This is a genomic window from Achromobacter animicus (assembly GCF_040775605.1).
In the GTDB taxonomy this organism is placed as follows: Bacteria; Pseudomonadota; Gammaproteobacteria; order Burkholderiales; family Burkholderiaceae_B; genus Achromobacter; species Achromobacter animicus.
In genome coordinates this window covers 3436453-3463333 of the sequence record NZ_JAYGJK010000001.1, presented here as the reverse complement: position 1 = coordinate 3463333, position 26881 = coordinate 3436453, and the positions used below count along the sequence as shown (strand labels likewise).

Annotated in this window: 24 protein-coding genes; 12 read left to right on the top strand and 12 right to left on the bottom strand. The window is 66.3% G+C overall.

All coding sequences use genetic code 11. The features are described from left to right. Positions 1 to 41: 41 nt before the first annotated feature. Positions 42 to 1562, bottom strand: a complete 1521-nt coding sequence (locus AB3147_RS15685; RefSeq protein ID WP_367352361.1) for an MFS transporter — start codon at positions 1560 to 1562, stop codon at positions 42 to 44. A gap of 138 nt (positions 1563 to 1700) precedes the next feature. Here AB3147_RS15685 and AB3147_RS15680 point away from each other — a divergent pair, with 138 nt between their 5' ends. After that, positions 1701 to 2573 (top strand): LysR family transcriptional regulator, encoded by an 873-nt coding sequence (locus AB3147_RS15680; RefSeq protein WP_218344153.1) that lies wholly within the window; start codon positions 1701 to 1703, stop codon positions 2571 to 2573. Positions 2574 to 2642: 69 nt separating this feature from the next. Here AB3147_RS15680 and AB3147_RS15675 read toward each other — a convergent pair whose 3' ends face one another. From AB3147_RS15675 to AB3147_RS15645, 7 genes are all read right to left on the bottom strand, one after another. Further along, a complete protein-coding gene (locus AB3147_RS15675; RefSeq protein WP_218344152.1) occupies positions 2643 to 3329 on the bottom strand; it encodes a GntR family transcriptional regulator in 687 nt (228 codons plus the stop codon). A gap of 213 nt (positions 3330 to 3542) precedes the next feature. Beyond that, positions 3543 to 4526, bottom strand: a complete 984-nt coding sequence (locus tag AB3147_RS15670) for a tripartite tricarboxylate transporter substrate binding protein (RefSeq protein WP_279971176.1) — start codon at positions 4524 to 4526, stop codon at positions 3543 to 3545. Between the two features lie 48 nt (positions 4527 to 4574). Continuing rightward, positions 4575 to 6503 carry an acyl-CoA synthetase gene (locus AB3147_RS15665; protein ID WP_367352360.1) on the bottom strand — a complete coding sequence of 643 codons (1929 nt, stop codon included), beginning with the start codon at positions 6501 to 6503 and terminating at the stop codon, positions 4575 to 4577. 16 nt (positions 6504 to 6519) lie between these two features. Continuing rightward, positions 6520 to 7653, bottom strand: coding sequence for an acyl-CoA dehydrogenase family protein (locus AB3147_RS15660; protein ID WP_175136260.1), 1134 nt, complete (start codon positions 7651 to 7653; stop codon positions 6520 to 6522). A gap of 9 nt (positions 7654 to 7662) precedes the next feature. After that, positions 7663 to 8859, bottom strand: a complete 1197-nt coding sequence (locus tag AB3147_RS15655; protein ID WP_367352359.1) for an acyl-CoA dehydrogenase family protein — start codon at positions 8857 to 8859, stop codon at positions 7663 to 7665. A 9-nt stretch (positions 8860 to 8868) separates the two neighbouring features. Continuing rightward, positions 8869 to 10050: an acetyl-CoA C-acyltransferase gene (locus AB3147_RS15650; protein WP_367352358.1), complete on the bottom strand. Its 1182-nt coding sequence runs from the start codon at positions 10048 to 10050 to the stop codon at positions 8869 to 8871. 24 nt (positions 10051 to 10074) lie between these two features. After that, complete coding sequence (locus AB3147_RS15645; protein ID WP_367352357.1) at positions 10075 to 12195, bottom strand: 3-hydroxyacyl-CoA dehydrogenase NAD-binding domain-containing protein; 2121 nt, start codon at positions 12193 to 12195, stop codon at positions 10075 to 10077. A 207-nt stretch (positions 12196 to 12402) separates the two neighbouring features. Between AB3147_RS15645 and AB3147_RS15640 the strand changes: the two genes are divergently transcribed. The 4 genes from AB3147_RS15640 (at position 12403) to sodC (ending at position 16726) form a co-directional block, all read left to right on the top strand. After that, on the top strand, positions 12403 to 13335 hold the full coding sequence (locus AB3147_RS15640; protein WP_175121231.1) for a LysR family transcriptional regulator: 933 nt from the start codon (positions 12403 to 12405) through the stop codon (positions 13333 to 13335). A gap of 56 nt (positions 13336 to 13391) precedes the next feature. Further along, complete coding sequence (locus tag AB3147_RS15635) at positions 13392 to 14624, top strand: AI-2E family transporter (RefSeq protein WP_175183689.1); 1233 nt, start codon at positions 13392 to 13394, stop codon at positions 14622 to 14624. A 78-nt stretch (positions 14625 to 14702) separates the two neighbouring features. After that, entirely contained in the window at positions 14703 to 16031 is a 1329-nt protein-coding gene (locus AB3147_RS15630; RefSeq protein ID WP_239212619.1) for a DUF445 domain-containing protein, read from the top strand. Positions 16032 to 16201: 170 nt separating this feature from the next. Then, the gene (gene sodC, locus AB3147_RS15625) at positions 16202 to 16726 is read left to right on the top strand and encodes a superoxide dismutase family protein (RefSeq protein ID WP_105239237.1); all 525 of its coding nucleotides are present in this window, start codon (positions 16202 to 16204) and stop codon (positions 16724 to 16726) included. 26 nt (positions 16727 to 16752) lie between these two features. Here the strand turns inward: sodC and AB3147_RS15620 are convergent, their stop codons facing one another. Continuing rightward, the gene (locus tag AB3147_RS15620) at positions 16753 to 17376 is read right to left on the bottom strand and encodes a glutathione S-transferase family protein (RefSeq protein ID WP_175121233.1); all 624 of its coding nucleotides are present in this window, start codon (positions 17374 to 17376) and stop codon (positions 16753 to 16755) included. 125 nt (positions 17377 to 17501) lie between these two features. On the opposite strand from AB3147_RS15620, the gene alaE reads away from it, so the two are divergent. Then, positions 17502 to 17963: an L-alanine exporter AlaE gene (gene alaE, locus AB3147_RS15615; RefSeq protein WP_367352356.1), complete on the top strand. Its 462-nt coding sequence runs from the start codon at positions 17502 to 17504 to the stop codon at positions 17961 to 17963. A gap of 103 nt (positions 17964 to 18066) precedes the next feature. On the opposite strand, the gene AB3147_RS15610 is transcribed toward alaE, so the two are convergent. Then, the gene (locus tag AB3147_RS15610) at positions 18067 to 18363 is read right to left on the bottom strand and encodes a hypothetical protein (protein WP_239212621.1); all 297 of its coding nucleotides are present in this window, start codon (positions 18361 to 18363) and stop codon (positions 18067 to 18069) included. A gap of 424 nt (positions 18364 to 18787) precedes the next feature. Here AB3147_RS15610 and AB3147_RS15605 point away from each other — a divergent pair, with 424 nt between their 5' ends. From AB3147_RS15605 to AB3147_RS15580, 6 genes are all read left to right on the top strand, one after another. After that, entirely contained in the window at positions 18788 to 19489 is a 702-nt protein-coding gene (locus AB3147_RS15605) for a winged helix-turn-helix domain-containing protein (RefSeq protein WP_367353546.1), read from the top strand. Beyond that, positions 19482 to 20789 carry an ATP-binding protein gene (locus tag AB3147_RS15600; RefSeq protein ID WP_218344140.1) on the top strand — a complete coding sequence of 436 codons (1308 nt, stop codon included), beginning with the start codon at positions 19482 to 19484 and terminating at the stop codon, positions 20787 to 20789. Before AB3147_RS15605 ends, AB3147_RS15600 begins: the two co-directional genes overlap by 8 nt. A 126-nt stretch (positions 20790 to 20915) precedes the next feature. Continuing rightward, positions 20916 to 22019 carry a serine hydrolase domain-containing protein gene (locus AB3147_RS15595; protein ID WP_367352355.1) on the top strand — a complete coding sequence of 368 codons (1104 nt, stop codon included), beginning with the start codon at positions 20916 to 20918 and terminating at the stop codon, positions 22017 to 22019. Between the two features lie 172 nt (positions 22020 to 22191). Continuing rightward, positions 22192 to 23148, top strand: coding sequence for a glycosyltransferase family 9 protein (locus AB3147_RS15590; RefSeq protein WP_175121238.1), 957 nt, complete (start codon positions 22192 to 22194; stop codon positions 23146 to 23148). Further along, complete coding sequence (locus tag AB3147_RS15585; RefSeq protein WP_367352354.1) at positions 23108 to 24280, top strand: glycosyltransferase family 4 protein; 1173 nt, start codon at positions 23108 to 23110, stop codon at positions 24278 to 24280. The genes AB3147_RS15590 and AB3147_RS15585 overlap by 41 nt, the downstream gene beginning before the upstream one ends. Beyond that, positions 24277 to 25182 carry an alpha/beta hydrolase gene (locus tag AB3147_RS15580; protein ID WP_367352353.1) on the top strand — a complete coding sequence of 302 codons (906 nt, stop codon included), beginning with the start codon at positions 24277 to 24279 and terminating at the stop codon, positions 25180 to 25182. Before AB3147_RS15585 ends, AB3147_RS15580 begins: the two co-directional genes overlap by 4 nt. Here the strand turns inward: AB3147_RS15580 and AB3147_RS15575 are convergent. Continuing rightward, positions 25139 to 26167 carry an alpha/beta fold hydrolase gene (locus AB3147_RS15575; protein WP_367352352.1) on the bottom strand — a complete coding sequence of 343 codons (1029 nt, stop codon included), beginning with the start codon at positions 26165 to 26167 and terminating at the stop codon, positions 25139 to 25141. The genes AB3147_RS15580 and AB3147_RS15575 overlap by 44 nt on opposite strands. A 103-nt stretch (positions 26168 to 26270) precedes the next feature. Beyond that, positions 26271 to 26846 carry a tautomerase family protein gene (locus tag AB3147_RS15570; protein ID WP_367352351.1) on the bottom strand — a complete coding sequence of 192 codons (576 nt, stop codon included), beginning with the start codon at positions 26844 to 26846 and terminating at the stop codon, positions 26271 to 26273. Between the last annotated feature and the right edge of the window lie 35 nt (positions 26847 to 26881).

Sequence of the window (26881 nt, the reverse complement as noted above, 5' to 3'; positions counted from 1 at the left end):
GCCCGCACGTAGACAGACCGCTTCCGGCGCGTCCCGGGATTTCAGCCCGGCTGAACCGCCCGGCGGGCGCGGTTCAGCAGCACGAAGGCGGCGGTGCCCAGCAGCATGATCGTGGCGGTGGCGATCACCGCCGCGTAGCCTGTCTCGAAGGCGCCACGTGCCATCTCGGTCAGCGTGGCGGCCAACTCGGCGGGCAGGGTTTCGGCGACGACAAGCGCCTCGTCCAGGCTGTCGCGCGCCGCGCCGGTCGCTGCCACCCCCGCCGGCACCGACAGCGACTGCGCATACACGCCCGACAGGATCGAACCCATCAGCGTCACGCCCAGCGCGCCGCCCAGCTCATACGAGACTTCCTCGATCGACGCCGCCAGGCCGGCGCGCTCGGGCGTGGCGCTTTGCATGATGGTGCTGGAGGCGGCGGTCATGGTGGCGCCGATGCCCAGTCCCAGCACGCACAGGCTGATCATCTGCGGGATGACCGCCGCATCATAGGTCAGGAGGTACCCGCCCATACCCGCGCCTGACACCAGCAGCGACAGGAACAGCATGCGCCGGCTGCCCACGCGCCCGAGCAGAAGACCCGCGAGCGGCCCGGCGACGAAGGCGGCCAGCGGCAGCGGCAGGATGAACAGCGCGGACTGGATCGGCGACATGCCCAGCACCAGTTGCAGGCGTTGGCTGAACACCAGCTCCATGCCCAGCAGCGCCGCGGCCGCAAACAGCGCGGCGGCGACGGCCGAACTGAAGGACGCGTTGCGGAAGAGGGCGAAGTCGATCAGCGGATACGGCCGCCGCCGCTGACGGCGCACGAAAACGGCCAGCATGGAGGCGCCCGCCGCGCAGGCCACGAAGGCGTGCAGCCACGACGGCGACGCGCGGCCCAGTTCCTTGAGCGCATAGGCACACAGGATCATGCCCGCCATCACCTGCAAGGAGCCGACCAGATCCCACGGCCGCGATGCGTCGGGCTGGCTTGCCGGGATGAACCGCCAGGCCAGCGGCAGCGCCAGCAGCACGATGGGGACGTTGATGAGAAACACCGAGCCCCACCAGAAATGCTCCAGCAGCAGGCCGCCCACGACGGGTCCGAGCGCGGCGCCGCCCGAGGCGACCGACGCCCAGACGCCAATCGCCACGGCGCGCTCGCGCTCGTCGGCAAACGCCAGGCGCAGGATGGACAGCGTGGCGGGCATCATCATCGCCGCGCCCACACCCAGCAGCGCGCGGGCCGCGATCAGGACGACCGCGCCGGGCGAATAGGCGGCGGCGAGCGACGCCGCGCCGAATACGGCCAGCCCCATCATGAAAAGGCGCTTGTGGCCCAGCCGGTCGCCCAGCGTGCCCATGCCCAGCAACAGGCCGGACACGACCAACGCGTATACGTTCACGATCCACAGCTTGGCGGATGCGGTGACGCCCAGTTCGTGGGTGAGCCGCGGCAGGGCGGTGTACAGGACCGTCATGTCGACGACGATCAGCAGCAAGGCGCTGGACACGATGGCCAGCACCAGCCAGCGGCCGGGGGTGGCCGCGGCAACAGCGTTCGAATGAGTCCGCTGCATGGTTCTACTCCTTTTGAAGACCGTGATTCCGGGGGCGGCGTGCGCGCTCGGGATCACGGGTTGGCATTATCCATCTACATATCCGCCATAAAAAGTTGGATTGCATCTATAAAATCGATGGATTGAAAGGAGGTCACCATGCAATGGACCTTGGACCAATTACGGCAATTCGTGGCGGCGGCTGAGGCCGGATCGTTCTCGGCGGCGGCGCGCCGCATCGGCCGCGCCCAGTCCGCGGTCAGTACGGCGGTGGGCCTGCTGGAGGCGGATCTGGGCGTGGAACTCTTTGACCGGTCGCGCCGCAATGCGGTGCTGACGCCGGCCGGCGAGGTGATGCTGCGGGAAGCGAAAGAACTGCTGCGGCAGGCGGGCGGGCTGTCGCAGCGCGCGCTGGCGTTTGCCGGTGGCCAGGAGGCGCGACTGTCGATTGCGCTGGACGAGGCCTTGCCGTATCTGGTGCTAGGCGCGCTGGCGCTGGAACTGGCCGAGCGATTCCCGGCGCTTGAGCTGACGCAGTTGAACGGCACCGCTACCGAGGTCGCCGATTACGTGCGGCAGGGCCGGGCCAGCATCGCGTTCCACTTCGACCGGGGCGACCCCGGCAGCGACTTTGCGCACCGTTCGCTGGGCAACGTGGCGCAAGGGATCTTCGTGGCGTCTGGCCATCCGCTGGCTGCGCTGCCGCAGGTGTCGCGCGAAGACCTGGCGCGGCACCGCCAGCTTGTCATGCAGATGGAAGGCGTGGAGGACATGGTGCTCAGTCCCACGGTGTGGCGCACCGACAGCTTCTACAGCATCGCGGGCATGGTGGCCGACGGCCTGGGCTTTGCGATCCTGCCGCTGAATATCGCGGAATACGAGAGTTTCAGCACCACGCTGACGCCGGTGCCGTGCGCGGAACTGGCGTTGCCGATGCTGTCCGTGCGGACGTTATGGCTGCAAGGGGCCGTGTTGAACGAGACGGAGCGCTGGCTTCAGCAGCGCATGGAGCAATTGCTGCGGGCGGGATAGCGCTGCGGAGCGGAAAGCGCGTCAGGCCAGCCGCGTCTCAGGTCCGCAGCGCGTCAGCTCAGCCGCGTCTCAGCTCAGCAGTGCGGCGACCAGATCGCTGCCCGCCTGCCGGTCACCGCTGAAATCCAGCGCGGCCAGCACGTGCTCCAGATGTTCGTCCATCAGCGCGCAGGCGCGATCGGCGTCGCCGGCGCGCGCCGCCTCGATGAAGGCGTGATGCTCGCGCGACGAGCAATTGGCGTCGTGAGAGCTTTGATACAGCACGGTGATCACCGCGCTGCGCGCCGACAATTCGCGCAGCATGCCGGTCAGCACCGAGTTGCCCACGGTTTCGGCAAGCAGGATGTGGAACTGGCTGAGCAACCGGTTTCTCGCCTGCACGTCGCCGCTTTCCAGGGCCCGGCGTTCCTCGGCCAGATGCGCATCGATGCGGCGGAAGTCGGCGGTCTTGGCGCAGGCCACGAATTCCCGGGCCAATGCCGCTTCCAGGATGCGGCGCACGGCGTAGACCTCGCGCGCCTCGTTCGCGTCGGGCTTGCTGACGAAGGCGCCCTTGTCCGGAACGATGTTGATGAGCTTGTCCTTGGACAGCATCAGGAGCGCGGCGCGGATCTTGGTGCGGCTGACCTTGTAGACCCGGGCCAGGGCCTCCTCGCGCAGCCGGGTGCCGGGCGGAAGCTTGTGCGCCACGATGGCGGCGGACACTTCCTGGGCGATGTCGTCGGCGCTGGGGTCTGGCTGGACGTCCTGATTCATGAGGCGCGGCAGGGCTGCCGGTAGCGGGAAATCGTCGGGCAGCCAGTCTAACAAAAGGCGGCCGGGGCGGCAGACATTTCTTGCATACAAAATCTGTCTGCACGCTAAGGGTGCGGGGCTGCGCGCTGCGCGGGGACCGGGGCACCAGCGCCTGCCGGCCTGCCCCTGTCCTCCCGGCGTCCGTCCCACTTGCTCGTCCCGCCAGCTTGCCCGCTACTTGGCCATCAGCCCCAGGTTTTCGATCAATGCCTTTTCCTTGACGAAGGTGGCCTGCGCCCAGGCCTTGTAGTCCTCGCTGCTGCGGTAGGCCGGTTCCTGATTGAGCTGCTTCATGACGTCCATGCTGGCCTGGTCGAACAGCGCCTTCTTGAACGCGTCATGCAGGATCTTCACGACCGCCGGGTCCATGCCCTTCGGACCGGCCAGACCATACGGCGACGTGGACACAACCTTGTAGCCCAGCTCTTGCGCGGTCGGCACGTCAGGCCAGCGCGTGGTGCGCTTTTCGCCAAAGGTGACCAGCAGGCGCATCTTGCCGGAATCGACGAACTGGTCCCAGCCGGTGGCGTCGCTCTGCGCCATGACATGGCCGCCCAGCAGCGCCTGCTGCATGTCGGCGTTGCCCTTGAACGGCACGTGGTTGAGCTTGACGTTGGCGTTGATGGCGATCTCTTCGATGATCAAATGCGGCGACGAGCCGATGCCGGTGGAGCCGTAATCGATCTTGCCGGGCGCCTTGCGCGCCGCTTCGATGTATTCGTTGAAGGTCTTGTACGGCGAATCGGAGCGCACCGTGAAGCCGAAGGTGTAGCCCGACAGGCCCAGGATGAAGGTGAAATCGTTGATCGGATCCCAGCTGCTTTTCTGCATGTAGGGCATGCGCAGCATCGCCAGCGTGTACAGCGCGATGGTGTAGCCGTCCGGCTTGGCGGTCTTGGCCATGGTCGCGGTGCCCAGCGTGCCGCCGGCGCCTGGCCGGTTTTCCACGATGACGGGCTGGCCCAGGTGTTTCGAGGCGTCCTGCGCCACGATCCGCAGGTGGCGGTCGGTGGAACCGCCGGCCGGGAAAGGCACGATCAGGGTAATGGGCTTGGTGGGAAAGTCCGTCTGGGCGCTGGCCGAAAAGGGCAACGCGGCGCTTGCCAGCGTGAGCGTCAGGGCGGTAAGGACAGCGCGTCGCAGGGGAAGTCGGTTCATATTGTTTGTCTCCTGGTGGTTTGCCTGATGGTTGTTATGGGCGGCCGGTCAGTCGCGCAAGTCGACCTTGACGGGCAGCCGGGACAGCGCTTCGCGCAGCTGGGCTTTCAGCGGCGCGGGCGCACCGGCGCCGGCTTCTACGGCGACATCCGGTTGCGCATCGGCCAGCACGCGGAAGACGGGATCGTCTTGCGCGCGGCCAGCCGCTTGCAGGGTGCGCGCCACCACGGCCTCGACCGACACGGCGGTCGCCAAGCGGCGCAAATCGGGTTTGTAGATCTTGCCCACGTTGGTCATCGGCATGGTCTCCAGCACGACGACCCGCTTGGGCCGTGCGGGGCCTTCGTCCACGTGCTCAGCGGCGTAAGCCACCAATTCCGCCTCGGTCACCTCGCTGCCTTCGGCCAGCGTGACGAAGGCGATGGGCAATTCGCCCGCGTAGGCATCGGGGGCGCCGACTGCCGCGCAAAGCTGTACCGCCGGGTGTCTGGCAAGCGCGTCCTCGATGGTCTTGGGGTCGATGTTGTGGCCGCCGCGGATGATCAGATCCTTGGCGCGGCCCTGCAGATGCAGGCGGCCTTCGGCATCCATCAGGCCGACGTCGCCGCTGATGAGCCAGCCGTCTTCGGTGAAGGCGCGTGCGGTGTCGTCGGGGTCCAGAAAACCGGGGATGACGTTCGGCGCCTTGATCAGCACCATGCCCGGCGTGCCGGGCGGCAGATCGCGCGCGGGCTGGCCCGCGGGCATGTCCAGGCTGACGATGCGGATTTGCACATACGGCAGCGGGAACCCCACGCAGTTGACGGGGAATTCGCAGCCGGGGGGCGAGATCGAGGTGATGCCCGCCATTTCGGTCATGCCCAGGCTTTCGCTGACGTGCAGGCCGAAGAGGCGCTTGAAGCGCGCGGCCAGCTCGGCGGGCAGGGGTGCGGCGCCGGTGCGGCAGTAACGGAGCGATGAAATGTCGGCGCCGGCCAGCGGCACCTCCGCCAACGCGGCCAGGATGGTCGGCACGCCCTGCAGGGAGGTCGCGCGGTGCTTTTCGACAAGGCGCCAGTAATTGCGCAGCACGTCGCGGTTGCGCAGCAGCAGGGTGGTGGGAATGACGGTTTCGACGCCGGACGACAACGCCGCCAGCGATGCCGGCAGCACGCCCGCCACATGAAACAGCGGATAGCCATTGATGACCACATCGCCGGGACCTGCGTTTTGCAGTTGCACGGCCGCCCAGGCGGAAAACACCTGATTGGCGTGCGTGTGGATCGCCAGCTTGGGCGCGCCCGTGGTGCCGCCCGTGTGGAAATAGGCGGCCACGTCGCTGGCGCGGATGACGCGTTCGCTGACCAGCCGGTCGGAAGGCTGGGCCGCGCGCGCGGCATTGAAATCCAGCGCGAAGTCTGGCAGCGTGGGGCGGTCCGCTTCGGCTTCATGCCACGGCGCCACGCGCAACAGCGACTTCAGGGTCGGCACGCGCTCCATCAGACGCAGCGCCTTGGACCACGAGCCGCACTCCACGTCGGATCCATAGGCGATCAGCGCCTTGGCGCCGGCCGTCTTCATCAGCGATGCCAGCTTGTCTTCGGTGAGCAGCGGATTGAGCGGTTGAACGATGCCGGCCGCCTCGCCGCCCCAGAGGGCAAGGTGGTATTCCAGGCAGCCGGGCAGCAGCACGCCCACGGCGTCGCCTTCCCGGATGCCCAGGCTGTGCAGCAGGTTGGCGGTCTGGTGGATGCCGGCCAGCAGGTCCTGATAGGTCCAGCTGATGGCGTCGTCGGCGGGATCCGCGCTGCGCAGGAAGGTCAGCGCGCGCCGTTCACCGAACGCGGCCGCGGAATTGCAGAAAATTTCGTAGGTGCTCTGCACCGTCAGCGTTTCTTCCAGCGGCCGCGCCTGCAGCCGCTGGACGTCCTCTGCGGTGCGCACCGGGAACGGCGCGGCGAAGGCGCGGGAGAGGGTGGCGGAACGGGATTCGATCATGGCCGTGCGTCCGCGTTCATGCCTGCCCCAGCGCAATGTAGCGGCGCAGGTGGTGGTCTTCGTCGCCCAACTGATGGTCGATCATGACCAGGCGCTTGGCGTAGTGCGCCAGCGGCAACTCCCAGGTCATGCCGATGCCGCCATGCAGCTGGATGCATTCTTCGGCCACCAGCGTGCCGATGCGCCCGATGGTGACCTTGGCGGCCGACAGCGCGCGTTCGCGTGTGACGCGGTCGGGGTGGTCGACGGCGGCGGCGGCGTTGATGACGGCCGAGCGCGCCTGTTCGATCTCCAGCAGCACGTCGGCCATGCGATGCTGCAAGGCCTGGAAGCTGCCGAGCGGTGCGCCAAACTGGCGGCGCGTGCGCAGGTATTCCAGCGTGGCGTCGCGCGCGCAGTCCATGGCGCCGACGGCCTCCGCGCACAGCGCCAGGATGCCGCGTCCCACGGCGCGCTCCAGCAGCGGGTAACCGGCGTCCGCCTCGCCCAGCAACGCGCCGGGTCCAAGCTGCACGTTGTCCAGCACAAGCTCCGCGGCGCGCCCGCCGTCGATCAGTCCGTAGCCCCGCAGGCTCAGGCCGGGCGTGGCCCTGGTCACCAGAAAGAGGCTGATGCCGGCCTCATCGTCATCAGCGCCCGACGTACGCGCCGACACCAGGAATAGATCCGCGTGTTCGCCCGCGTAGACGACGGCCTTGGCGCCATTGAGCACCCAGCCGTCGGCGCTGCGTTGCGCACGCGCCTGCACCTGGTTGAGGTCGTAGCCGGATTGCGGCTCGGCGTGGGCCAGCGCGGCGGTCAGGCTGCCGGCGATCAGGCCTTCCAGCGCCTCGCGCTGTTGGGGCGTGCCCTTTGATGCGATCGCGCTTCCCACCATCACCGCATCCAGGAAGGGTTCCACGACCATGCCGCGGCCCAGCGCTTCAAAGACGACAGAGATGTCAAAGCCCGCGCCGCCCAGCCCGCCGTCCGCCTCGGTGAACAGCGCGCCGATGGCGCCCAGCTCTGCGTAGCGATGCCAGAATTCAGGGCTGTACCCCTGCGGCGATTCGGCGTGGCGCATGCGGGTGGCAAAGTCGTATTGCTCGGCGACAAAGCGGCGCAGCATGTCCGAGAGCATGCGCCGGTCTTCGGTGTGTTCGAAATTCATGGCCAGCCCTTACAGTCCCAGGATCATCTTGGAGATGATGTTCTTCTGGATTTCATTGGAGCCGCCGAAGATCGACAGCTTGCGGTTGTTGAAGTACTGCGCTGCGGCGCTGTTGGCGCCGTCCGGGCCGATGGGCGGCGCATCGTAGCCATCGTGCAGCGCCTCGGGCACAAAGGGGCGTGCGTACGGTCCCATGGCGCGGCGGTTCAAGGCGCTGATCTCCTGGCGGATCTGGGTGCCGCGGATCTTCAGCATCGAACTCTCCGCGCCAGGCGCGCCGCCGCCGGCCACGGCCGCGACCACGCGCAGGTTGGTCGTGCGCATGTTGGCCAGCTCGATCTCGACGCGCGCCAGCCGCGCGGCAAAATCCGGGTCTTCGGTCAGCGGGCGGCCATGCCGCTTTTGCCGCGCGGCCACGGCCTTCAGGCGTTCCAGCGCGGCCGTGGACTGGCCCACGCCCGCAATATTGGTGCGCTCATAGGTCAGCAGATATTTGGCGCACGTCCAGCCGCGGTTCTCTTCGCCCACCAGGTTTTCGACGGGCACGCGCACGTCCGAGAAGAACACTTCATTGACTTCGTGTTCACCGTCCAGCGTGATGATGGGGCGCACTTCGATGCCCGGGCTGTTCATGTCGATCAGGAGAAAGCTGATGCCTTCCTGGCGCCGGCCCTCCTGCGAGGTTCGCACCAGGCAGAAGATCATGTTGGCGTACTGGCCCAGCGTGGTCCACGTCTTCTGGCCGTTGACGACGTAGCTGTCGCCATCGCGCACGGCGGTGGTTTTCAGCGACGCCAGGTCCGAGCCCGCGCCGGGTTCGGAGTAGCCCTGGCACCACCAGTCCGAGCCGTCGAGAATGCGCGGCAGCCAGTACCGGCGCTGCGCCTCGGTGCCGTACTTGATCAGCACGGGCCCCAGCATGCTCAGGCCGAACGGCACGATGCGCGGGGCGTTGGCCAGTGCGCATTCGTTGTCGAAAATGTACTTCTGCGCAGCCGTCCAGCCGGTGCCGCCGTATTCCTCGGGCCAGTGCGTGGCCAGCCAGCCTTGCGCGTTCAGGATCGCGTGCCATTTGGTCATGTCGTCACGCGTCAGCAGCTTGCCTTCGCCAACCTTGTCCGCCAGACGCCGGGGCAGCCTGGCGTCCAGAAAGGCGCGCACTTCGTCGCGGAAGGCGATTTCTTCGGGGGTGAATTCCAGATCCATGCGGGTCTCTCAGTAGATTTCAAACAGGCCGGCCGCGCCCATGCCGCCACCAATGCACATCGTGACGACGGCATAGCGGGCGCCGCGGCGGCGGCCTTCGATCAGGACATGGCCAGCCAGCCGCGCGCCGGTGACGCCGAAGGGGTGACCCAGCGCAATGGAACCGCCGTCCACGTTCAGGCGGTCCATGGGGATGCCCAGCTTTTCCTGGCAATACAGGGCCTGCGAGGCAAAGGCCTCGTTCAGCTCCCACAGGTCGATGTCCTGCACTTTCAGGCCGTGGCGCGCCAGCAGCTTGGGCACCGCGTAGACCGGGCCGATGCCCATTTCGTCCGGCTCGCAGCCGGCGATGGCAAGGCCGCGGAAGGCGCCCAGCGGACGGATGCCGGCGCGCTGCGCCTCGGCCGCTTCCATCAGCACGCAGGCGGCCGCGCCGTCGGACAACTGCGAGGCATTGCCCGCCGTGACGAATTGGCCGTCGCCGCGCACGGGCGCCAGGCCGGCCAGCGCCTCGTAAGTCGTGCCGGGACGGTTGCAGGTGTCCTTGTCCACCGTCACTTCGCGTTCGGTGACCACCCCGGTGGCGCGGTCCGTGACGGACATGGTGGTGGTGACCGGAATGATTTCCTCGCGGTAGCGGCCCGCGGCTTGCGCGGCCTCGGTGCGCGCCTGGCTTTGCGCGGCAAAGCGGTCCTGCGCCTCGCGGCTGATGCCGTAGCGGGCAGCCACGATGTCGGCGGTCTCGATCATGGGCAGATAGAGCTCGGGCTTGTTGGCGACGATCCACGGGTCCATGCCGCTGACGCCATCGTCGCGGGTGCGGATCTGCGACACCAGCTCGACGCCGCCCGCAATCACGGCGGGTGCGCCGTCCATCACGATGCGGCTCGCGGCCGACGCGATCGCCTGCAGGCCGGATGCGCAATAGCGGTTGATGGTGGCGCCGCCGACGCTGACGGGCAGCTCCGCGCGGATCACGGCCTGGCGGCCGATGTTGCGCCCGGTGGCGCCTTCCGGATAGCCGCAGCCGATGAACGCGTCTTCGATCAGCGCGGGGTCGATGCCGGCGCGGTCCACGGCGGCGCGCACGGCGTGCGCGGCCAGCGTGGGCCCGGCAATCAGGTTGAATTCGCCGCGCCCCGCCTTGGTGATGGGGGTGCGGGCAGTGGAAACGATGACGGCTTCACGCATGAGGGTTCCTAGGATGAATTCGGATCAGGCGGCGTTCAGGCTGCCGAAGGTGCGGCCGGACTCGGCCAGTTCCACGAGCAGCGGCGACGGCTTCCAGAACGCGGGGTCTTCCTTCGCATAACTGCGGATGTCGGCAAGAATGCTTTGCAGGCCCACGCTGTCGGCGTAGTGCATCGGGCCGCCGCGGTGGCGCGGAAAGCCATAGCCGGACAGGAACACGACGTCGATGTCGGACGGTCGCAGCGCGATGCCCTGGTGCAGCACGTTCGCCGCTTCGTTGACCATCGCGGCCAGGTAGCGGCGCAGGATGTCTTCCTGCGTGAACGGCCGCGGCGTGACACCGGCGCGTCGGCGTTCTTCGTCGATGATGGCAAGCACTTCCGGGTCCGGCGTGCCCTGGCGCGCCCCGTCGGGATACAGATAAAAGCCGCGGCCGGTCTTCTGACCAAACCAGCCGCGCTCGCAGAGGCGGTCAGGAATCTGCACGTAGCGCAGCGCCGGGTCGCGGGTGGCGGCGCGGCGTTTGCGCGTCGCCCAGCCGATGTCTCCGCCGGCCAGATCGGCCATCTGGTACGGACCCATCGGATAGCCAAACGCGCGCACGGCGGCGTCGATGTCATAAGGCGAGGCGCCATCCTCCATCATCATGTCCGCCGCCTGCCGGTGCACGGCCAGGATGCGGTTGCCGATGAAGCCATCGCACACGCCCGCGCGCACGGGAATCTTGCGCAGCCGTCGTGCCAGCTCGAAGCCGGTTGCCACGGTGTCCGGCGCGGTGTGGCGGCCGACCACGATCTCCATGAGCTTCATGATGTTGGCCGGCGAGAAGAAGTGCAGCCCCAGCACGTCGGCCGGTCCGCGCGTCGCTTCGGCGATGCGGTCCACATCCAGGTAAGAGGTGTTGGTGGCCAGCACGGCGCCGGGCTTGGCAACGCGATCCAGTTGCGCGAAGACGGCCTGCTTGACGGCCATGTCCTCGAACACGGCTTCGATGATGAGGTCGGCCTCGCCCAGCGCGTCATAGCTGGTGGCTCCGGTGTAGCGCGCCATGCGCGCTGCGCGGTCGTCGGCGGTGATCCGGCCTTTCTTGACCAGCAGGTCGTACACCTGTTCGACGCGCGCCCGGCCCCGCGCCAGCGCGGCCTCGTCCTGTTCCACCATCACGACCGGCAGCCCCGCATCCAGCACCGCCACGGCGATGCCCGCGCCCATGGTGCCGCCGCCGACGATGCCCACGCGCTCAAGACGACGCGGGCGCGCTTCCTTCAGCTCGGGGATCTTCGCGGTTTCGCGCTCGGCAAAGAACGCGTGGACCAGAGCCGCGCGCTGCGGGCTGTCCAGGCATTGCAGGAAGAGCGCGCGCTCGATGCGCAGGCCTTCGTCGAAGGGCTGTTCGATGGCTGCGCGCACCGCGTCGACAATCTTTGCAGGCGAGTACAGGCCGCGGGTGGTAGCGGCGACGCGTTCGGCGGCGGCATCCACCACCGCCAGTTGCGCTTGCCGGTCTGCGAGGGCCTCGGCCGCATCACGCGTGCGGCGCGGGCCGGCGTTCAGCGCCAGCAGTTCGCGCGTGTAGGCAAGGCCTGCGTCCAGCGGATCTTCCTCAGTGGACAGCGCGTCGACCAGCCCCGAAGCCAGGGCGGCTTCGGCGGGCAAGTGCTTGCCGGTCAGCATCAGGTCCAGCGCGGCCTGTGCGCCCATGAGGCGCGGCGCGCGCTGCGTGCCGCCCGCGCCGGGCAACAGGCCCAGGTTCACTTCGGGCAGGCCCAGCTTGGCAGTGGCCAGCGCCACGCGATAGTGCGCCGCCAAGGCAATCTCCAGCCCGCCGCCCAGCGTTGCGCCGTGCAGCGCCGCGACGACCGGCTTGGCGCTGGCTTCGATCTGGTTGCATAGGTCGGGCAGCAGGGGCGGTTGCGGCGGCTTGCCGAACTCGCGGATGTCCGCGCCCGCGATAAAGTTCTTGCCAGCGCCCATCAGCAGAATCGCGCGGACCCGCGCGTCCGTCTGCGCCTGTGCGATGGCGTCGGACAAGTCTCGACGCACGGCGGCGCTCAGTGCATTCACGGGGGGATGGTCGATGACGATGACCAGAATGTCTTCGTAGCGGCGCGTCTGGGCCGCGCCGGTGCTTGCGCTGTCTGTCATGGACAGTGTCTCCAATGATGCTTCCTGCTCGCGCGCCGCGCCGGCATGCCGGTGCGCCGACGCCTGGCGCGAACGGAGCCTTGGCGGGCCAGGGGTGGCCCGTCTCTTATGGCTTTATTCTTCCGCAGCAAAGATGTCTTGACAATGACATCGATAATTGACACTCCGGACAAGAAAATTTGACAATGCACGGCAAGGAGCGCCGCCATGGACACCAAATCCCTCACCCTGCTGGTTGAAATCCTGGACGCGGGCAATCTCAGCGAGGCCGCGCGCCGCCTGAAGATGACGCGCGCCAACGTCAGCTATCACCTGAGCCAATTGGAGCGTTCGGTCGGCATGCAGCTGGTGCGGCGCACGACGCGGCGCGTGGAACCCACCGAGATCGGCCTGAAGCTGTACAAGCACGGGCGCAGCATCCAGGATGAGCTCGCAGCCGCGCGCGAATCGATCGAAACACTGGGCAAGACACCGCAGGGCAAGGTGCGCCTGAGCGTGCCCAGCGGCTACGGGCAGTTCGTGATGACGCCCTGGCTGCTTGAGTTCAAGAAAACCTATCCCGACATCGTGCTGGACGTGCTGTTTGAAAACAGCGTCGAAGACCTGCTGCGCGACGAAGTCGACATTGCCGTGCGCATCATGTCCGAACCGCCGCAGCATCTGGTCGCGCGCGAACTCGGCCAGGTCCGCTACGTGGCCTGTGCGTCCAGGGACTACGCGGAAAGCCGCGGGCTTCCCCAGCGGCCCGAAGATCTGGCCGGCACGCCCGTCATCAGCGCCGCCGTGATCGGCCGGCCGCTGCGCCTGTCGGCGTACTACGGCGGCCAGCCCCGCCAGCATGTCGTCCTGGAACCCACCGTCATTTCCCGCAACTATGCCTTCCTGCGCGACGCCATCCGCGCGGGCCTGGGCGTCGGCGTGGTGCCGGATTATGTGGTGCACGAGGACATTGCGCGCGGCGAGCTTGTCCCCGCGCTGACCGACTGGCGCTTGAGCATTTTTGGGCGCGGCATGTATATGCTGTACATGCCGAATCGCCACCATCCGCGGGCGCTCGCAATGATCATTGAATTCATCCTGGAGCGGGCGCAGCGGCAGCACGAGGGCGAGCCGGGTCTGCTGGCAATCAGCAGCGGCTGAACCTGCCGGGCACGCAACTTGCTGACGGCCTTCGCAAAACGGATGTGAGGGGAAAGATGGACAGCGCGACGCCAGTGGTCACTTCGCCGCAGAGGGAAGGCCCGGAACCCGTAGCGGCCGAGGCCGCCGAAAAAAAGGCCGAGCCGGCGGCGGCAAAGCCCGATCCTTCCGAGGAAAAAGTCACGGCGCAGGACGCCGGTCTCATCAAGCCGCCGTCGCCCACGCCGCTCGTGCGCGTCAGCGGCTTTTGTCTGGTGACGCTGACTGTCCTTGCCGTGTTGTTTGGCCTGAAGGCGGGGCAGGAATTCATCGTTCCGGTGGTGATGGCGATTGTGGTCGCCTATACCTTGGATCCCGTCGTCGCCTTGATGGAGCGATATCGCGTGCCGCGCTCGCTGGGCACCGTCATCGTGATGTCGGCCATCGCCGTCGGGATCGTGGGCGTCATCTACGTCACGCAGGACCAGGTCGCCGACATCATCAATGCGCTCCCCGAGATATCAAGCAAGCTGTCCCGCACGCTGGGCGGCCTCTTGAGCGGCGACGGCTCCCTGATGGAAAAATTGCGCAACGCAGCAAGCATCCTGCAGGAGTCGGGTGCGCCCAAGCCCGGCGGTCGCGTCGTCGTGGCCAAGTCGGACGGCGGGCTGAGCGACATCCTGCTGTGGGGCTCCAAGGGGCTGGCCACCTTCGTCGGGCAGGCCACCATGTGCGTGTTCCTGGTTTTCTTCCTGCTGCTGTCGGGCAACGCGTTCAAGCGCAAGTTCGTAAAGATGGCCGGCAAGACGTTGTCGCAAAAGAAGATCAGCGTGCACATGCTGGACCAGATCAACAACTCGATCCACATGTACATGGCGATGATGCTGGTGACCAATGTGGCGCTGGGGCTGCTGTCATGGGGCGCCTTCCGCCTGCTGGGATTGGAAAACGCTGCGACCTGGGCGGTGGTGGCGGGCGCGCTGCACATCATCCCGTACTTCGGCCCGCTGATGACGGCGGTCGGCACTGGCGTCGCGGGACTGGTGCAGTTCGGTGAGCTCGGTCCCGCACTGGCCATCTCCATGAGTTCCGTCGCCATTGCGTTGTTGATGGGCGTCGTCGTCACGACCTGGATGTCTGGCCGCATCGCACGGATGAACGCCGTGGCCGTGTTCATCCTGCTGCTGCTTTTCACGTGGCTGTGGGGCATCTGGGGAACGCTGTTGTCCGTGCCCATTGCCTTCATCGCGAAGGTGGTGGCCGATCATATCGAAGGGTTGGAGGCGTTGTCGGAGTTCCTGAGCGAGTAGGGCCGATGGCGGTTTCCGGGTGAAATGGCCGGGCCGCCATCGATTGGTATGCTCGGGGCTTGCATCACCGGATCCTTCATGACCGACACTACCCAACCCCAACGAATCGCCGGCGCGCACACCGCACTGGATGCCGATGCGCGGCGCGCGCAATTGCGCCGCATGAAGATCGGGGCGCTGGCGCTGCTGGTCGCCATGGTCAGCGGTTTCATCACCAGTCACGTCATGGGCGGGCAGGGCGCGTGGGCCTGGGTGCGGGCGTTTTGCGAGGCAGCCACCGTTGGCGCGTTGGCCGACTGGTTCGCCGTGGTTGCGCTCTTCCGGCGGCCGATGGGTCTGCCCATTCCGCACACCGCCATCATCCCCAGCAACAAGGACCGCATCGGCGACAGCCTGGCGATCTTCGTGCGCGATCACTTCCTGGACCCCGACACCCTCATTGAAAAGCTGCGCGTCTTCGATCCCGCCGCGCGGCTGAGCCGCTGGCTGGCCCGGCCCGCGCAGGCGCACGCCCTGAGCGATGGGGCCCGCCGCGTGGCGCTGCAGACGCTGGACCTGCTGGACGATCGGGCCGTGCGCGGTGTCATCCAGGAATTCGTCGTCAGCAATCTGCGCCGCTGGGATGCGGCGGGCACCGCCGGCGAGGTGCTGGGCCTGTTGACCCGCGACGGGCGGCACCAGGAGCTGCTGGACGCCGCGATGGAACGCCTGGGCGGCTACCTGGCCGAGGAAGACGTCAAGGAGCGCGCGTCGACCCTGCTCGTGAAGTTCGCCCGCAAGGAATGGCCGCGCATCATCGCCGCCGTTGACGTGGTCAAGTCCGTCGACAACATCGCCGACAACCTGGCCGACCGCCTGGCGCGCGCGCTGGTCGAAGAGCTGCGCGACGTGCTGTCCGAGCCCGACCACCCCGTGCGCCGCGACTACGAGGCGTGGGTGATGAACTACATCGAACGCCTGAAGACCGACCCGGCGCTGGCCAGCCAGGTCGAAGCCCTGAAGCAGCGCGCCATCGACCACCCCAAGGTCCAGGAATACGTTCAAGGCCTGTGGGACGACATCCATGCTGCGCTGCGGCGCGACCTGGCGGACGAACATTCCGCGCTGGCCGCGCATCTGGAAAGCGCGCTGCTGGCGCTGGCGCGCAAGCTTGGCGAAGACCCCGGCCTGCGAGAAGCCATCAACAACCACATCCTGGGCGGCGCGCGGCGTCTGACGGGACGGCTGCGTGTTGGCGTCACCGAGCACATTTCGCGCACCGTCAAGAACTGGGACGAACGTCATCTGGTCGACGAACTGGAACTCAGTGTGGGGCGCGATCTTCAGTACATCCGCTTCAACGGCACGCTGGTGGGCGGCCTGATCGGCGTGCTGCTGCATGCGGTGGTCCTGATCGTGAACGGCTAGGCAGGGGCTTCGGCCTTTCCCCACACCGTGTCACAACCTTGTATCAGGAACGAAGTTTTCTGGCGGACCGCCCGGCCCCGGTGCTATCTTCATCTGCGCCGCCGGCTGCGCGAGGCGCGCCTTACCGATGGCCGCCCGCAGCTTGCGGGCATCTTTCCCGGAGGCAATTCATGAAGAAATTCTCGATGCTTGTCACGGCGCTGGCATTGGCGGGCGCGTCCAGCGCGGCGCTGGCCGAAGACGTCTCGATGTCGTTCCTGACGCCCGATGGCGTCGGCAAGAGCGCCGGCACCATCACCCTGAAAGACACCAAGGAAGGGCTGCAATTCACGCCCCACCTCAAAGGCCTGCCGCCCGGCGAGCGCGGCTTTCATGTGCACGAGAAAGGCTCGTGCGAGCCCGGCCCGGTAAGCGGCAAGACCGCGCCGGGCGGCGGTGCGGGCGGGCACCTGGATCCCAAGGGCACCAAGGCGCACAAGGGGCCGATGGCGACCGACGGACATCAGGGTGACCTGCCGTTCCTCACCGTCGCGGCCGATGGCAGCGCGACGAAAACCGTGCTTGCGCCGCACCTGAAGCTGGCTGACGTGAAGGGCCGGGCGTTGATGATCCACGCTGGCGGCGACAACTACAGCGACAAGCCCGAGCCGCTGGGCGGCGGAGGCGGACGTATCGTTTGCGGCGTCGTGAAATAGGGGGAGTGCGCCCGCGGGCGCTTTCCTCAAGCCGTGCCGTTGCGGCCGTACTGCCGGTAGCCGTCGCGCTGCGCCAGCCGGTCGTAGTACGCCGCCACGGCTGGCAGCGCGGGCTTTTCGAACGGCGTCTCGAACCAGCGGTTCACCGACAGCCCCACCGGAATGTCGGCCAGCGTGAATGCATCGCCGGCCACATAAGCGCCGGTGGCGGCCAGCCGCTGGTCCAGAATCCCCATGAACCGGGCCCAGTCGCGGCACGACGCCTCGATGGCGGCCTCGTCCCGGTGCGCGGGCGACTGCCGCGCCAACGCCATGAAGGCGTAGCTCCAGGACCGGTTCAAGTCGGTTGCCTGCCAATCCATCCACTGGTCCACCCGCGCCCGCAGCTTCGGCTCGGCCGGATACAGGTGTTGCCCCTGATACTGGCCCGCCAGATAGCGGATGATGGTGTTCGACTCCCACAGCACGAAATCGCCATCCTGGATCACGGGCACCATGGCATTGGGATTGCGCGCCAGAAACTCCGGTTCGGACGTGGGCCGGAAACCGCTGCCCCAGTCTTCGCGATCAAACGGCAAATTCAGTTCAGCGCACGTCCACAGCACTTTACGCACGTTGATGGACGAGGCTTTTCCCAATATTTTCAGCATGTTGGCTACCGCGGGCAGGGCGCTTTTCGGAGTCGAAGGTCGTCGCAGTCTAGCGGGCCGGGGAACGTGCCGCCATATACAGATTCGGGCGCCGGCAGGCAGAACAGATGCCGGGGGAACGGCACGTGACGGACAAGACCACCTCGCCGCTATCCACGCGCTCCTATATTGCCGACACCGTTGCGCTGATCCTGTTCTTTACGACGACAGGCATCATCAATGAGCGCTGGATCGCGGGAATGACGTGGGAACAGGTGTTCCACGCGCGGCTGTTCGGCGGTGCGCTGATGATTCCGGTAGGTAGGCCTTACGGTCTCTGGCGCGATTGGATAATGCGGCGCGCGAAGGACACGCGCGTGTCCCGGCTGCTTTGGGATAGCGTGGCGCTGATGACTTTCCAGGTGCCTATTTACGCCGCGATCATCGCGATCAGCGGGGCATCGGGCGAGGGCCTGTTGCGAGGGATATTGGGCGCGGCCGTGATGATGCTGGTGCTGGGCCGGCCTTACGGCGCGTTTTTGAATGCGATCAGGCGCGTGTTCGGCCTGCCGCCGGGAGGATCGCGGCCGATGTCGCTTAACGAGTAAGCCGTGCGCTTGGGCCTGTCGTGATTGCCGCTCGACGAGTACCCGGACTTGAAGTGTGCCGGGTACTTCGAGCGTCGGTGGTATTGAATCTGCGACGCGGGTTTTACATCGTCGGTTGCGGAATCGGCGTTTCCGCCGGCATCGAGCCCGTCATGCGCGCCGGGCAACCCGACAGACCCCACTTCGTCACGATGCCCTTTTCGATCATGAACTTCTCGACGCACACGTGATAAGCCGAAATCGGGCCCCAGATTTCTTCGTACGAAATAATTCTTGCACCGCTTTCAAGCGTGTAGCTCTTCTTGGGCGGTCCCCACTTGGAAACCAGTTGCTCTTCGGTGCTGCCCACCCATGCTGCATTGACGTCGTTGTAGGTCTTGTTCCGCTTGCCGGTAATCATGCTCATCTGCGCGGAAGTGCAACCCGCGAGCAGCGCAGGCAAAACCACAAGCAGTGCAATTTTTCTCATTTTGATTGTTACCCCGAAGATCGACGATTGAGACTGAGGCGCCTGAACGCGGCACGTTGTTGCTTGACGTTGTGCGTGCATGTCTCACGCACGGCGGCTGCCGCGCGGTGAGGCTGGCCTCGCTTTTTCATGATTTTTGAGGCGCCAATGTATCAGAAAGGTACACGGGCGACCGGTAACAATTCTGACGGTATGTATGGCCTGCAAGCCCCGCCACGTTTGCGGCGCGCGGGGTGTTCAGCGCATGCCGCTCCGCCCATTGCCCTCAACAGCGCACACGCGACCCGAAATTCTTTCGGTGTATGCTTGCCGCCAAAATGCACTGTGCCGGTGCGTGAAACTCTGTCTCCACACCATGACCAAGGCCTTGTTAGTCGAAGACGATGCGAAGCTGGCGCGCCTGATCGCGCAGTTTCTGGAACAACACGGATTCAATGTTGTTCAGGCGTATCGTGGTGATCATGCGGTGGATGCGTTTCGTCGTCACGAGCCGGCCATCACCATTCTGGATCTGATGCTGCCTGGCCGAGACGGCCTGCAGGTCTGCCGGGATCTGCGGGCGTTCTCGTCTGCGCCGATCCTGATGCTGACTGCCCGCGAAGACGACGTGGATCAAATCCTGGGTCTGGAATCCGGCGCAGACGATTACGTCATCAAGCCCGTGGAGCCGCGTGTTCTGCTGGCGCGGATCCGCGCCCTGATGCGTCGTCACAACCAGGCTGAACTGCAGCCTGAACTCCTGGTGTTCGGACCGTTGTCGATCGACCGTCAGACCCGCGCGGTCGTGCTGGCCGGCGCCGAGGTCGACCTGACGACGCTGGAATTTGAAATGTTGTGGGCGTTGGCTAGCCAGGCCGGCCAAGTGCTGACGCGCGACGATCTGCTCAACGCCGTGCGCGGCATCGAGTTCAACGGGCTCGATCGCACCGTGGACGTGTGCATCAGCAAGTTGCGCCGCAAGCTGGACGACGATCCGCGTGACCCGGCGCGCATCAAGACCATTTGGGGCAAGGGCTACCTGTTCTCGCCCAAGGTCCACGAGCTGGGCAATGCTTAGGTTCGTCCTGCGCATTTTCGTGGTGCTGGCCATCGGGTTCGTGCTGTCGAACGAGGTGGTGGACCGGGCGGCGAACTATCTCTTTGAGTCCGAGACAACCAACTACACGCGTGAAGCCGTGCGCGGTCAGCTGCACAGCCTGAAGCAGGAACTGGCCCATGTGCCGCCCGAGGCGCGCCCCGACTACGTGCGCAACACGTTGGCGCCCCATTACGGCTTGGCGTTGCAGGTCCTGAATCCGGCCGACTACAACGCGGCGGAATTTGCGCTGACCGATGTGGAACGCCGCACCATCGACGCCGGCGGATTCTTCCTGCGCGACGACCAGATGAGCTTCGTGGCCGCCATACCCGGTCCGGGCGCGCAGTGGCTGATGGTCAAGCTGCCGCCCGAGCCGCTGGTCGGCACGTGGGTGATCGTCGCCATCTACGCCGCCCTGGGCGTGATGTTGTGTGGATTCATGCTGGTGTGGGCGCTGCCGGTCTGGCGCGATCTGGAAGCGCTGAAGACCGCCGCGCAACGGATGGGACAGGGCGACCTGCGTGTGCGCGCCGAATTGTCGCGGTTTTCCAGCATCCGTGGGCTGGGCGACACGTTCAACCAGATGGCCGATCGCATCAGTGCGCTGATCAGCAATCAGCGCGAGCTGACCAACGCGGTGTCGCACGAACTGCGAACGCCCATCGCCCGGTTGTCGTTCGAACTGGACATGATCGAGCAAGAGGCCGACGCCGCTGCGCGCAAGCGTCTTGTCGAGGAAATGAAGAACGATGTCGCCGAGCTGGACAGTATGGCATCGGAGTTGCTGATGTACGCCCGCTTGGAGCACAAGCGCGACGACATCCCGCTCCAGCCCCAGGATGCCCGCGGCTGGCTCGATTCCGTTGTGCAGCACGCGTCGTTTGAGGCTGAGCGGGCGCGTGTGCATTGCGAGGTGACGCACTGTGATGCGGGCGAAGTCCGGCTGCATCCGCGTTACATGACGCGCGCGTTGCTGAACCTGCTGCAGAATGCCATCCGGCATGCCGGCGGAAACGTTCAGGTTGGACTGGCCAGTCCAGAGCCTCTGCATTACGTGCTGACGGTGGATGACGACGGACCCGGCGTGCCGCCTGCGGATCGTGAGCGGGTTTTCGATCCCTTCATCCGGCTCGACGAGAGCCGCGCGCGCGGCACCGGAGGAACGGGACTGGGATTGGCCATCGTGCGCCGTGTGGCCCGATGGCACAACGGCGAGGCGCTGGTGTCCGACAGTCCGCTGGGCGGCGCCCGCTTCGTTATCCGTTGGCATGCCGCCTGACTCGACCTGGCGCGCGCGCAACGCACGCGCAAAGATCTTCACAAACTCCCTACAAAGCAGGAAGGATCGCGCGGTGGCGCATCGATAGCATCTCGGCATTTCTCTTTCACGGGGTTGCCGTCATCCATGTTCTCGCTTGCCCGCCTGATTGCCATCGGATCGCTCTTCGTCGCTGTGGGCGGTTGCCAGGGGTTGCCACCCGCCGCGCCCGCGACGATTCAGAAAGGGGACTATGCGGCGGTGGTCGACTACCTGACCGAGCGCATCCCTTACGAAATGGGCGTGTCCAAGGTTCCCGGCCTCTCCATTGCGGTCGTGGACGATCAGCGCATCGTCTGGAGCACGGGTTTCGGGTACGCGGACACGGCACGGCATCGACGGGCGACCGGCGACACGCTGTATCGCGTGGGCGCCATCAGCAAGGTCGTCACGGCGGCGGCCGTGCTTCGCGCCGCGGACGACGGCTTGCTGTCGCTGGACCGGCCGGCTGACGACGCCTTGACGTACGGGCGCCTCGAACCGCGCCGCGACGCCGCGCAGTGGATGGATGCTGCGCCGTTCACCGCCCGCACGCTGCTGGACGTGCATCCGGCCACGCTGGAAGACACGATGGGCCGAGCCCGTGCCGACATGGCGTATGCCTTGCTGGGCGACATGGTGGCGCATGCGGCACAAGAACCGCTTGACGCGTACGTGAGGCGCACCGTTCTTCGACCCCTGAACATGCCGCGCGCGGGATTTCATCCGCACGAGCGCATGAAGGGGCATCGGGCGGCCGGCTACCGGCGCGGCCAGCCCTGGGCGGAAGCGCCACAGCCTAACGCGGCGGCAGATGGCCTGTGGATGAGCGCGTCCGAGATGGCGCGCTTTTCCAGCATGCTGTTCGGGCAAGGCAGAGCCGGCGCCGGATCCGGGGCCGGGCAGGTGCTGTCCGAGCGATCCGCGCAGACGTTGCTGGGTTTGGCAACCGTGGCCGTTAGCAGCATGGATCTGGATTGCCGCCTTGCCTTGTCATGGCTGGCCGCGCCCTGCGGCGACGAATTGGTTAGCGCGACATCGCTACGCGACCATAGCGGTGCGACGGAAGCGTTCCACTCGCGGTGGGTCGTTGCGCCGCAGGACAGACTTGCCGTGATGGTCATGAGCAATGCGGATTCGGGCGAGGCGCTGGTCGGCTCGGTTGCGACGCTGACGATGCGCCTGATGCGCCAGGCCAGGCATGGCATGTAGTCGCCGCCCGGTGCGGCTATCGCAATGTGCCGCGGACAACTTGTGAAGTTGTTCGAAGGGCAGTGCAAACTTCTTCACAATTGTTCAAAGGACGCCGGAATTATGCCGGCCACCTGCCGATACATTGCCCGCCAGCGGCCGACCGGCCGTGCAATCAGCAGGGAGGCCGCAGGTGTCGGAAATCGTTGTGTATGTCAGAAGCAAGCCGCAGCTTGGCGACCAGATCGTCGCCATGCCGACGCTGTATCAGCTCAAGACATGGTGGCCGTCGCGCCGGATCAAGGTGGTCGCGCGTGACGATGTGGGCAGCTTCTACCGCGCGTTGCCCTGGGTCGATGAGTTCGTGCGCGCGGCTACGTTCTTCGACTATCTGCGCAGTCTGAGAAAAGAAACGCGCCTGTCCGTCAGCCTGCATCACAGCAGCGAGCGCTTCGGCGTGGTCAACCTGCTGCGCCCGCCGTCGATCCGTTTGGGGTTCCGCAACGCCCGGATCAGCGACCTGGCCTGGACGCATTGCCACCGCAAGGACGTCACGGAATACATCGGCCAGGCCAATCTGCGCGTGCTGGCCGCATATCGGCCGTTCGACCTGCAAGGCGCGACGCGCGCGTGCTTCCAGATGCTCGCTCGTCCACATGTGCACTCGGTGCTGGGCGCCGACGTGGTGATGATCCCCGGGGGCGGCGCGGGCGCTTTCAAGCGTTGGAGCCTTGCAAACTACGTGAGGCTGGCCGACAGGCTCAAGCCGCTGCTGGGCGCCGGCGCCCGCTTTCTGTTCGTGCTTGGGCAACAGGAAAGCGCCGAGCGGGAAGCCCTGCAGGCGATGCAACGGCCCGATTTTTCCATTGCCTATTGCCGGCCCATTTCGGAATTGAGCGCCATCATGTTGCGCGCGCGCCTGGTGGTGGCCAATGACTGCGGTCCCTCGCATATCGCGCAGGGCGCTTGTGTGCCCTATGTCGGCATCTTCAACGAGGCGAATCCCGAGTGGTTCTGGCAAAGGCCCGGGTCGGCGTTCGTCGTTCCACGGCACCCCCAGAGCGGCATCAACTCGATCACGCCCGGTGAAGTGCTTCCCGCCTGCCTGGATGTACTGGATCATCATGCGCATTCTGCATACGCTCGCTGAGCGCAGCCTCGGCGGCCTGGAGTTCCGCACGCTGGAGCAGGCTAGCTGGCTGCACGACCGTGGCTACGAAGTCGCGATCGCCTCGCCCTCGAACAGTGCCGTCAGCCACGCCGCGCGCGAGCGCAAGCTGACGACCATAGACATCGATTTCAATCCCGCGTACTCGATTCGGACCGTCTTGGCGCTTCGCCGGGCCATCCGATCCCTTCGTATTGAGGTCATCGACAGTCACAGCCGTGCCGACGCGAAGACCGCCGCGCTCTGCCGTGACCTGTGCGCCGTCGTCCGGACGCGTCACTTCGCCAAACCTATGCGTTCCTCCCTGCGTCGCCGGCTGGAATGGGCGATTGGGTGCGATCACGTCATCGCAACCAGCGAAGTCGGCAAACAGGAGCTGCTGGCGGCCCGGTTGGCCGCTGAAGACAGGATCAGCGTTGTCGGGGAGTGGGCCGCGGACAAGTTCTTTTCGTCCAATGATGCGCTCGATGCCAGCCTGCACATCCGTCGCGCCCTCGGGGTGCCCACGCCCAGAGCCGCATACGTCGTCGCCACCATCGGGATGCTGCGGCCAGAAAAAGGGCAGGCTGATCTGCTTCACGTCGTGCAACGCCTGCGCATCCGAGGGGTGCCGGCGGTGGCGCTCGTCGTGGGCATGGCGACCGCTCGCACTCAACCCTATGCCTATGCGCTTTACCGTCTGGCGATCGATCTTGGCATTTCGGACTATGTGGTGTTTGCCGGTCACCGCACCGATGTGCCTGACATGATCCGCGCGGCGGATGTCGTGCTGGTTCCATCCGCAACGGAAGCCTGGTCGCGTATCGTGCCCGAGTCGTTTGCCGCAGCCCGGCCTGTCGTTGCCAGCGATGTGGGCGGATTGCCGGAGATCGTCGTGCCCGGCCAGACAGGCTGGCTTGCTGCGCCCGGCGATATAGCGGGCTATGCCGACTGCATCATGCAAATTCGAAACCGGCCCTGGCGTACCCACGCCATCGTTGCCAATGCGCGGGCGTTCGCGGATACGCACCTGCGCCTGGGCGAACAGATGCTACGCACGCTCGCGGCGTATCGACGCGCCATGGGCGCCAGCTTGCCCTCTGACGGCCACAAGTGCGAGGAGGCGTCTGCATGAATGTGGTCGACGCAACCTGCAAGGTGGCGGAAGGTGGGCCGGTGGGGTGCGCGCGGCCGGCCGATGGCCCGATCCCGGCGTACGGTGAAACGCCGCAGCCTTTGGAACCCATGGCCGGCGAGCATCTGTTGGCGGGCCATGGCGAGCACGGACGCACGGGCATCCTTCTGATTCATCGGGTGGGCGGCCTGCCAAGCGAGCTGCACGAGCTGGCGCGCGGGCTGAATCGGTACGGCTACGCGGTGCTCGTGGTCAAGCTGGCGGGGCACTGCGGCTCTGTGCAGGATCTGGCGGGCGCAGGGTGGCTGGATTGGTTGGCCAGCGTGCGGCGTGGCGCGGGTGTGCTGGCGAGCCGGGTTGATCGCGTGATCGTCGGCGGCGTTTCGACGGGGGCCGTGCTGGCGCTCGCCCTTGCGCAGGAACGTCCGTTCCACGTGGCCGGTGTGCTGGCGCTGTCGCCCGTATTGCATCATGACGGCCGGACGGTTCCGCAACGGGTGAGGGTGGCCTTACGGCTAGTGGCCGCGAGGGCACTGGGCATAGGCCGGCATCGGGCGCTTCTGCGCCGGGAGCGCGCGGCGGGCTTGCCGCGCCTCCCCTGGGGGTCGCTTGCCGAGATGCGCAAACTGGCGGCCTCGGTATCGCGCCGCCTGGACATGCTGCGCGCTCCCTGCCTTGTCATTCATGCGCGGCAGGATGACGTTGCGCCCGCATCGGACGCGTTCAAGATCGTGAAGAGGGCGTGCAACACGAATGTGCAGCTGCAGTTGCTGACAGATCGCCGTCACGTGGTCACGATGGGCCGCGGATGCGGGGATGTGGTCTCGCGGGTGGCGGCGTTTGTCAGCAACACATGCCTTAACCCTTCGCCGCGGGCAGCGCCTTCAGCAACGCTTCGTTGAACCGCTTCGGATCCTGTACCTGCGGGGAATGGCCAAGCTCCGGCCACGTGACGAGCTTTGCATTCGGGATGGCCTTGGCCGCCTTCGGGCCCAGCTCAGGATAGTTGCCGAGCTGTTTTGCCACCTCGGGCGCCGCGGCGTCCTTGCCGGGGGCGGTGTTGTCCTTTTCCCCGATGAGCAGCGTGGTGGGCACGGCGATCTGACCGAACTCGTGCACGACGGGCTGCGTGTAGAGCATGTCGTAGGTCAGCGCCTGGTTCCACGCAACACGTTCGCGGCCTTCGCCTTGCAGCATGCCGGCGGCCATGAGGACCCACTTGTCGTAGTCGTCGCGCCATTGGCCGGCGTAGTAGGTGCCCAGCTGGTACTTCTTCATGCCCTCGAAGTTGGCCTTGAGCTCGCGCTGATACCAGTCGTCGATGCTGCGGTAGGGCACGCCTTTCTGTTTCCAGTCTTCGAGGCCGATGGGATTGACGAGCACCAGGGCGTCGGTTTGCGGGCCGTACATCAGCGCGTAGCGCGCGGCGAGCATGCCGCCCATGGAGTGGCCGACGATGCTGGCGCGGTCGATTTTCAAATGATCGAGCAGGGCGTGGGTGTTGGCGGCCAGTTGATGAAACGAAAACTGGTAGGCCTGCGGCTTGTCGGATTTGCAGAAGCCGATCTGGTCGGGCACGACGACGCGGTATCCGGCCTGGCTCAGGGCGGCGATGCTGGCGTCCCAGGTGGCGCCGCAGAAATTCTTGCCGTGCATGAGCACGACGGTCTTGCCGTTGGGCTTGGCGGCGGCGACGTCCATGTAGGCCATCGACAGCTTCTGGCCTTGCGCGTCCAGCGCCAGCCGCTTGACCTCGTGCGGATACTCAAAGCGCTCCAGGTTAGGACCGTAGTCCGGCACCTTGGGGGCGTCTGCCGCGATGGCGCTGCCGGCAAGCGCCACGCCCGCGCAGAGTACGCTCAGCCGGAGATGTTGGGATCGTGTCATTCATGTGACTCCTGTTATGACGCCGGCCCGCTGCCGGCGCTGTACAACAGGGACAGCAAAAATGGGGCCTGGGTTCCGCAGGGGGTGAACTCGAAGGCCATCGTCATTCTCCCTGCGTCGCGGGGGTGGCGGACGGTGCCGGCAGCAGGCCGCCGGTTCCTGGCGGGTAATGCGACGCTGCATATTGTCTGGCCTTGGCCTGGAAGTAGGCTTCGACCCACTTGAAACGTTCGCCGTCCTTGGCAAGCCCGACGGTGTTTGCAATGGCGGCGAGGCTGATGGTGTGTCCGCCCGCGCCCCAATTGCCTTCCGACACTTCCTCGATGATGACCAATGCGCCGCTGCCGTCTTGGCGCGTGGCGCCCAGGCTTTCCATCATGGCTGCGTGTACCGACGCGTGGACCTCAGACTTGTGCTGCTGGCTCATGTAGCCTTCAGGAATGCTGACGCGGGCGAGCAGGCGGCCGTGGGTGCGTATGGGCGTGTCGTCGATCTTACCGCCAACCCACCAGTCTTCGGCGGGCACTTCGGTGAACAGCACCGACGCGAAGGCCAAGCCGCCCGGGGTGCGGGCGCCGCCTTCCATCGTCAACAGCACCTCCGTCAGCCGCTTGCCCGTTTCGTTCTTGCTGGCGGGGTCGAGCATCCCCTTTGCGTAATACAGCTGAATCACTGGCATGACATTCTCCTCGCATCCCCCAGACGGGGGGCAAG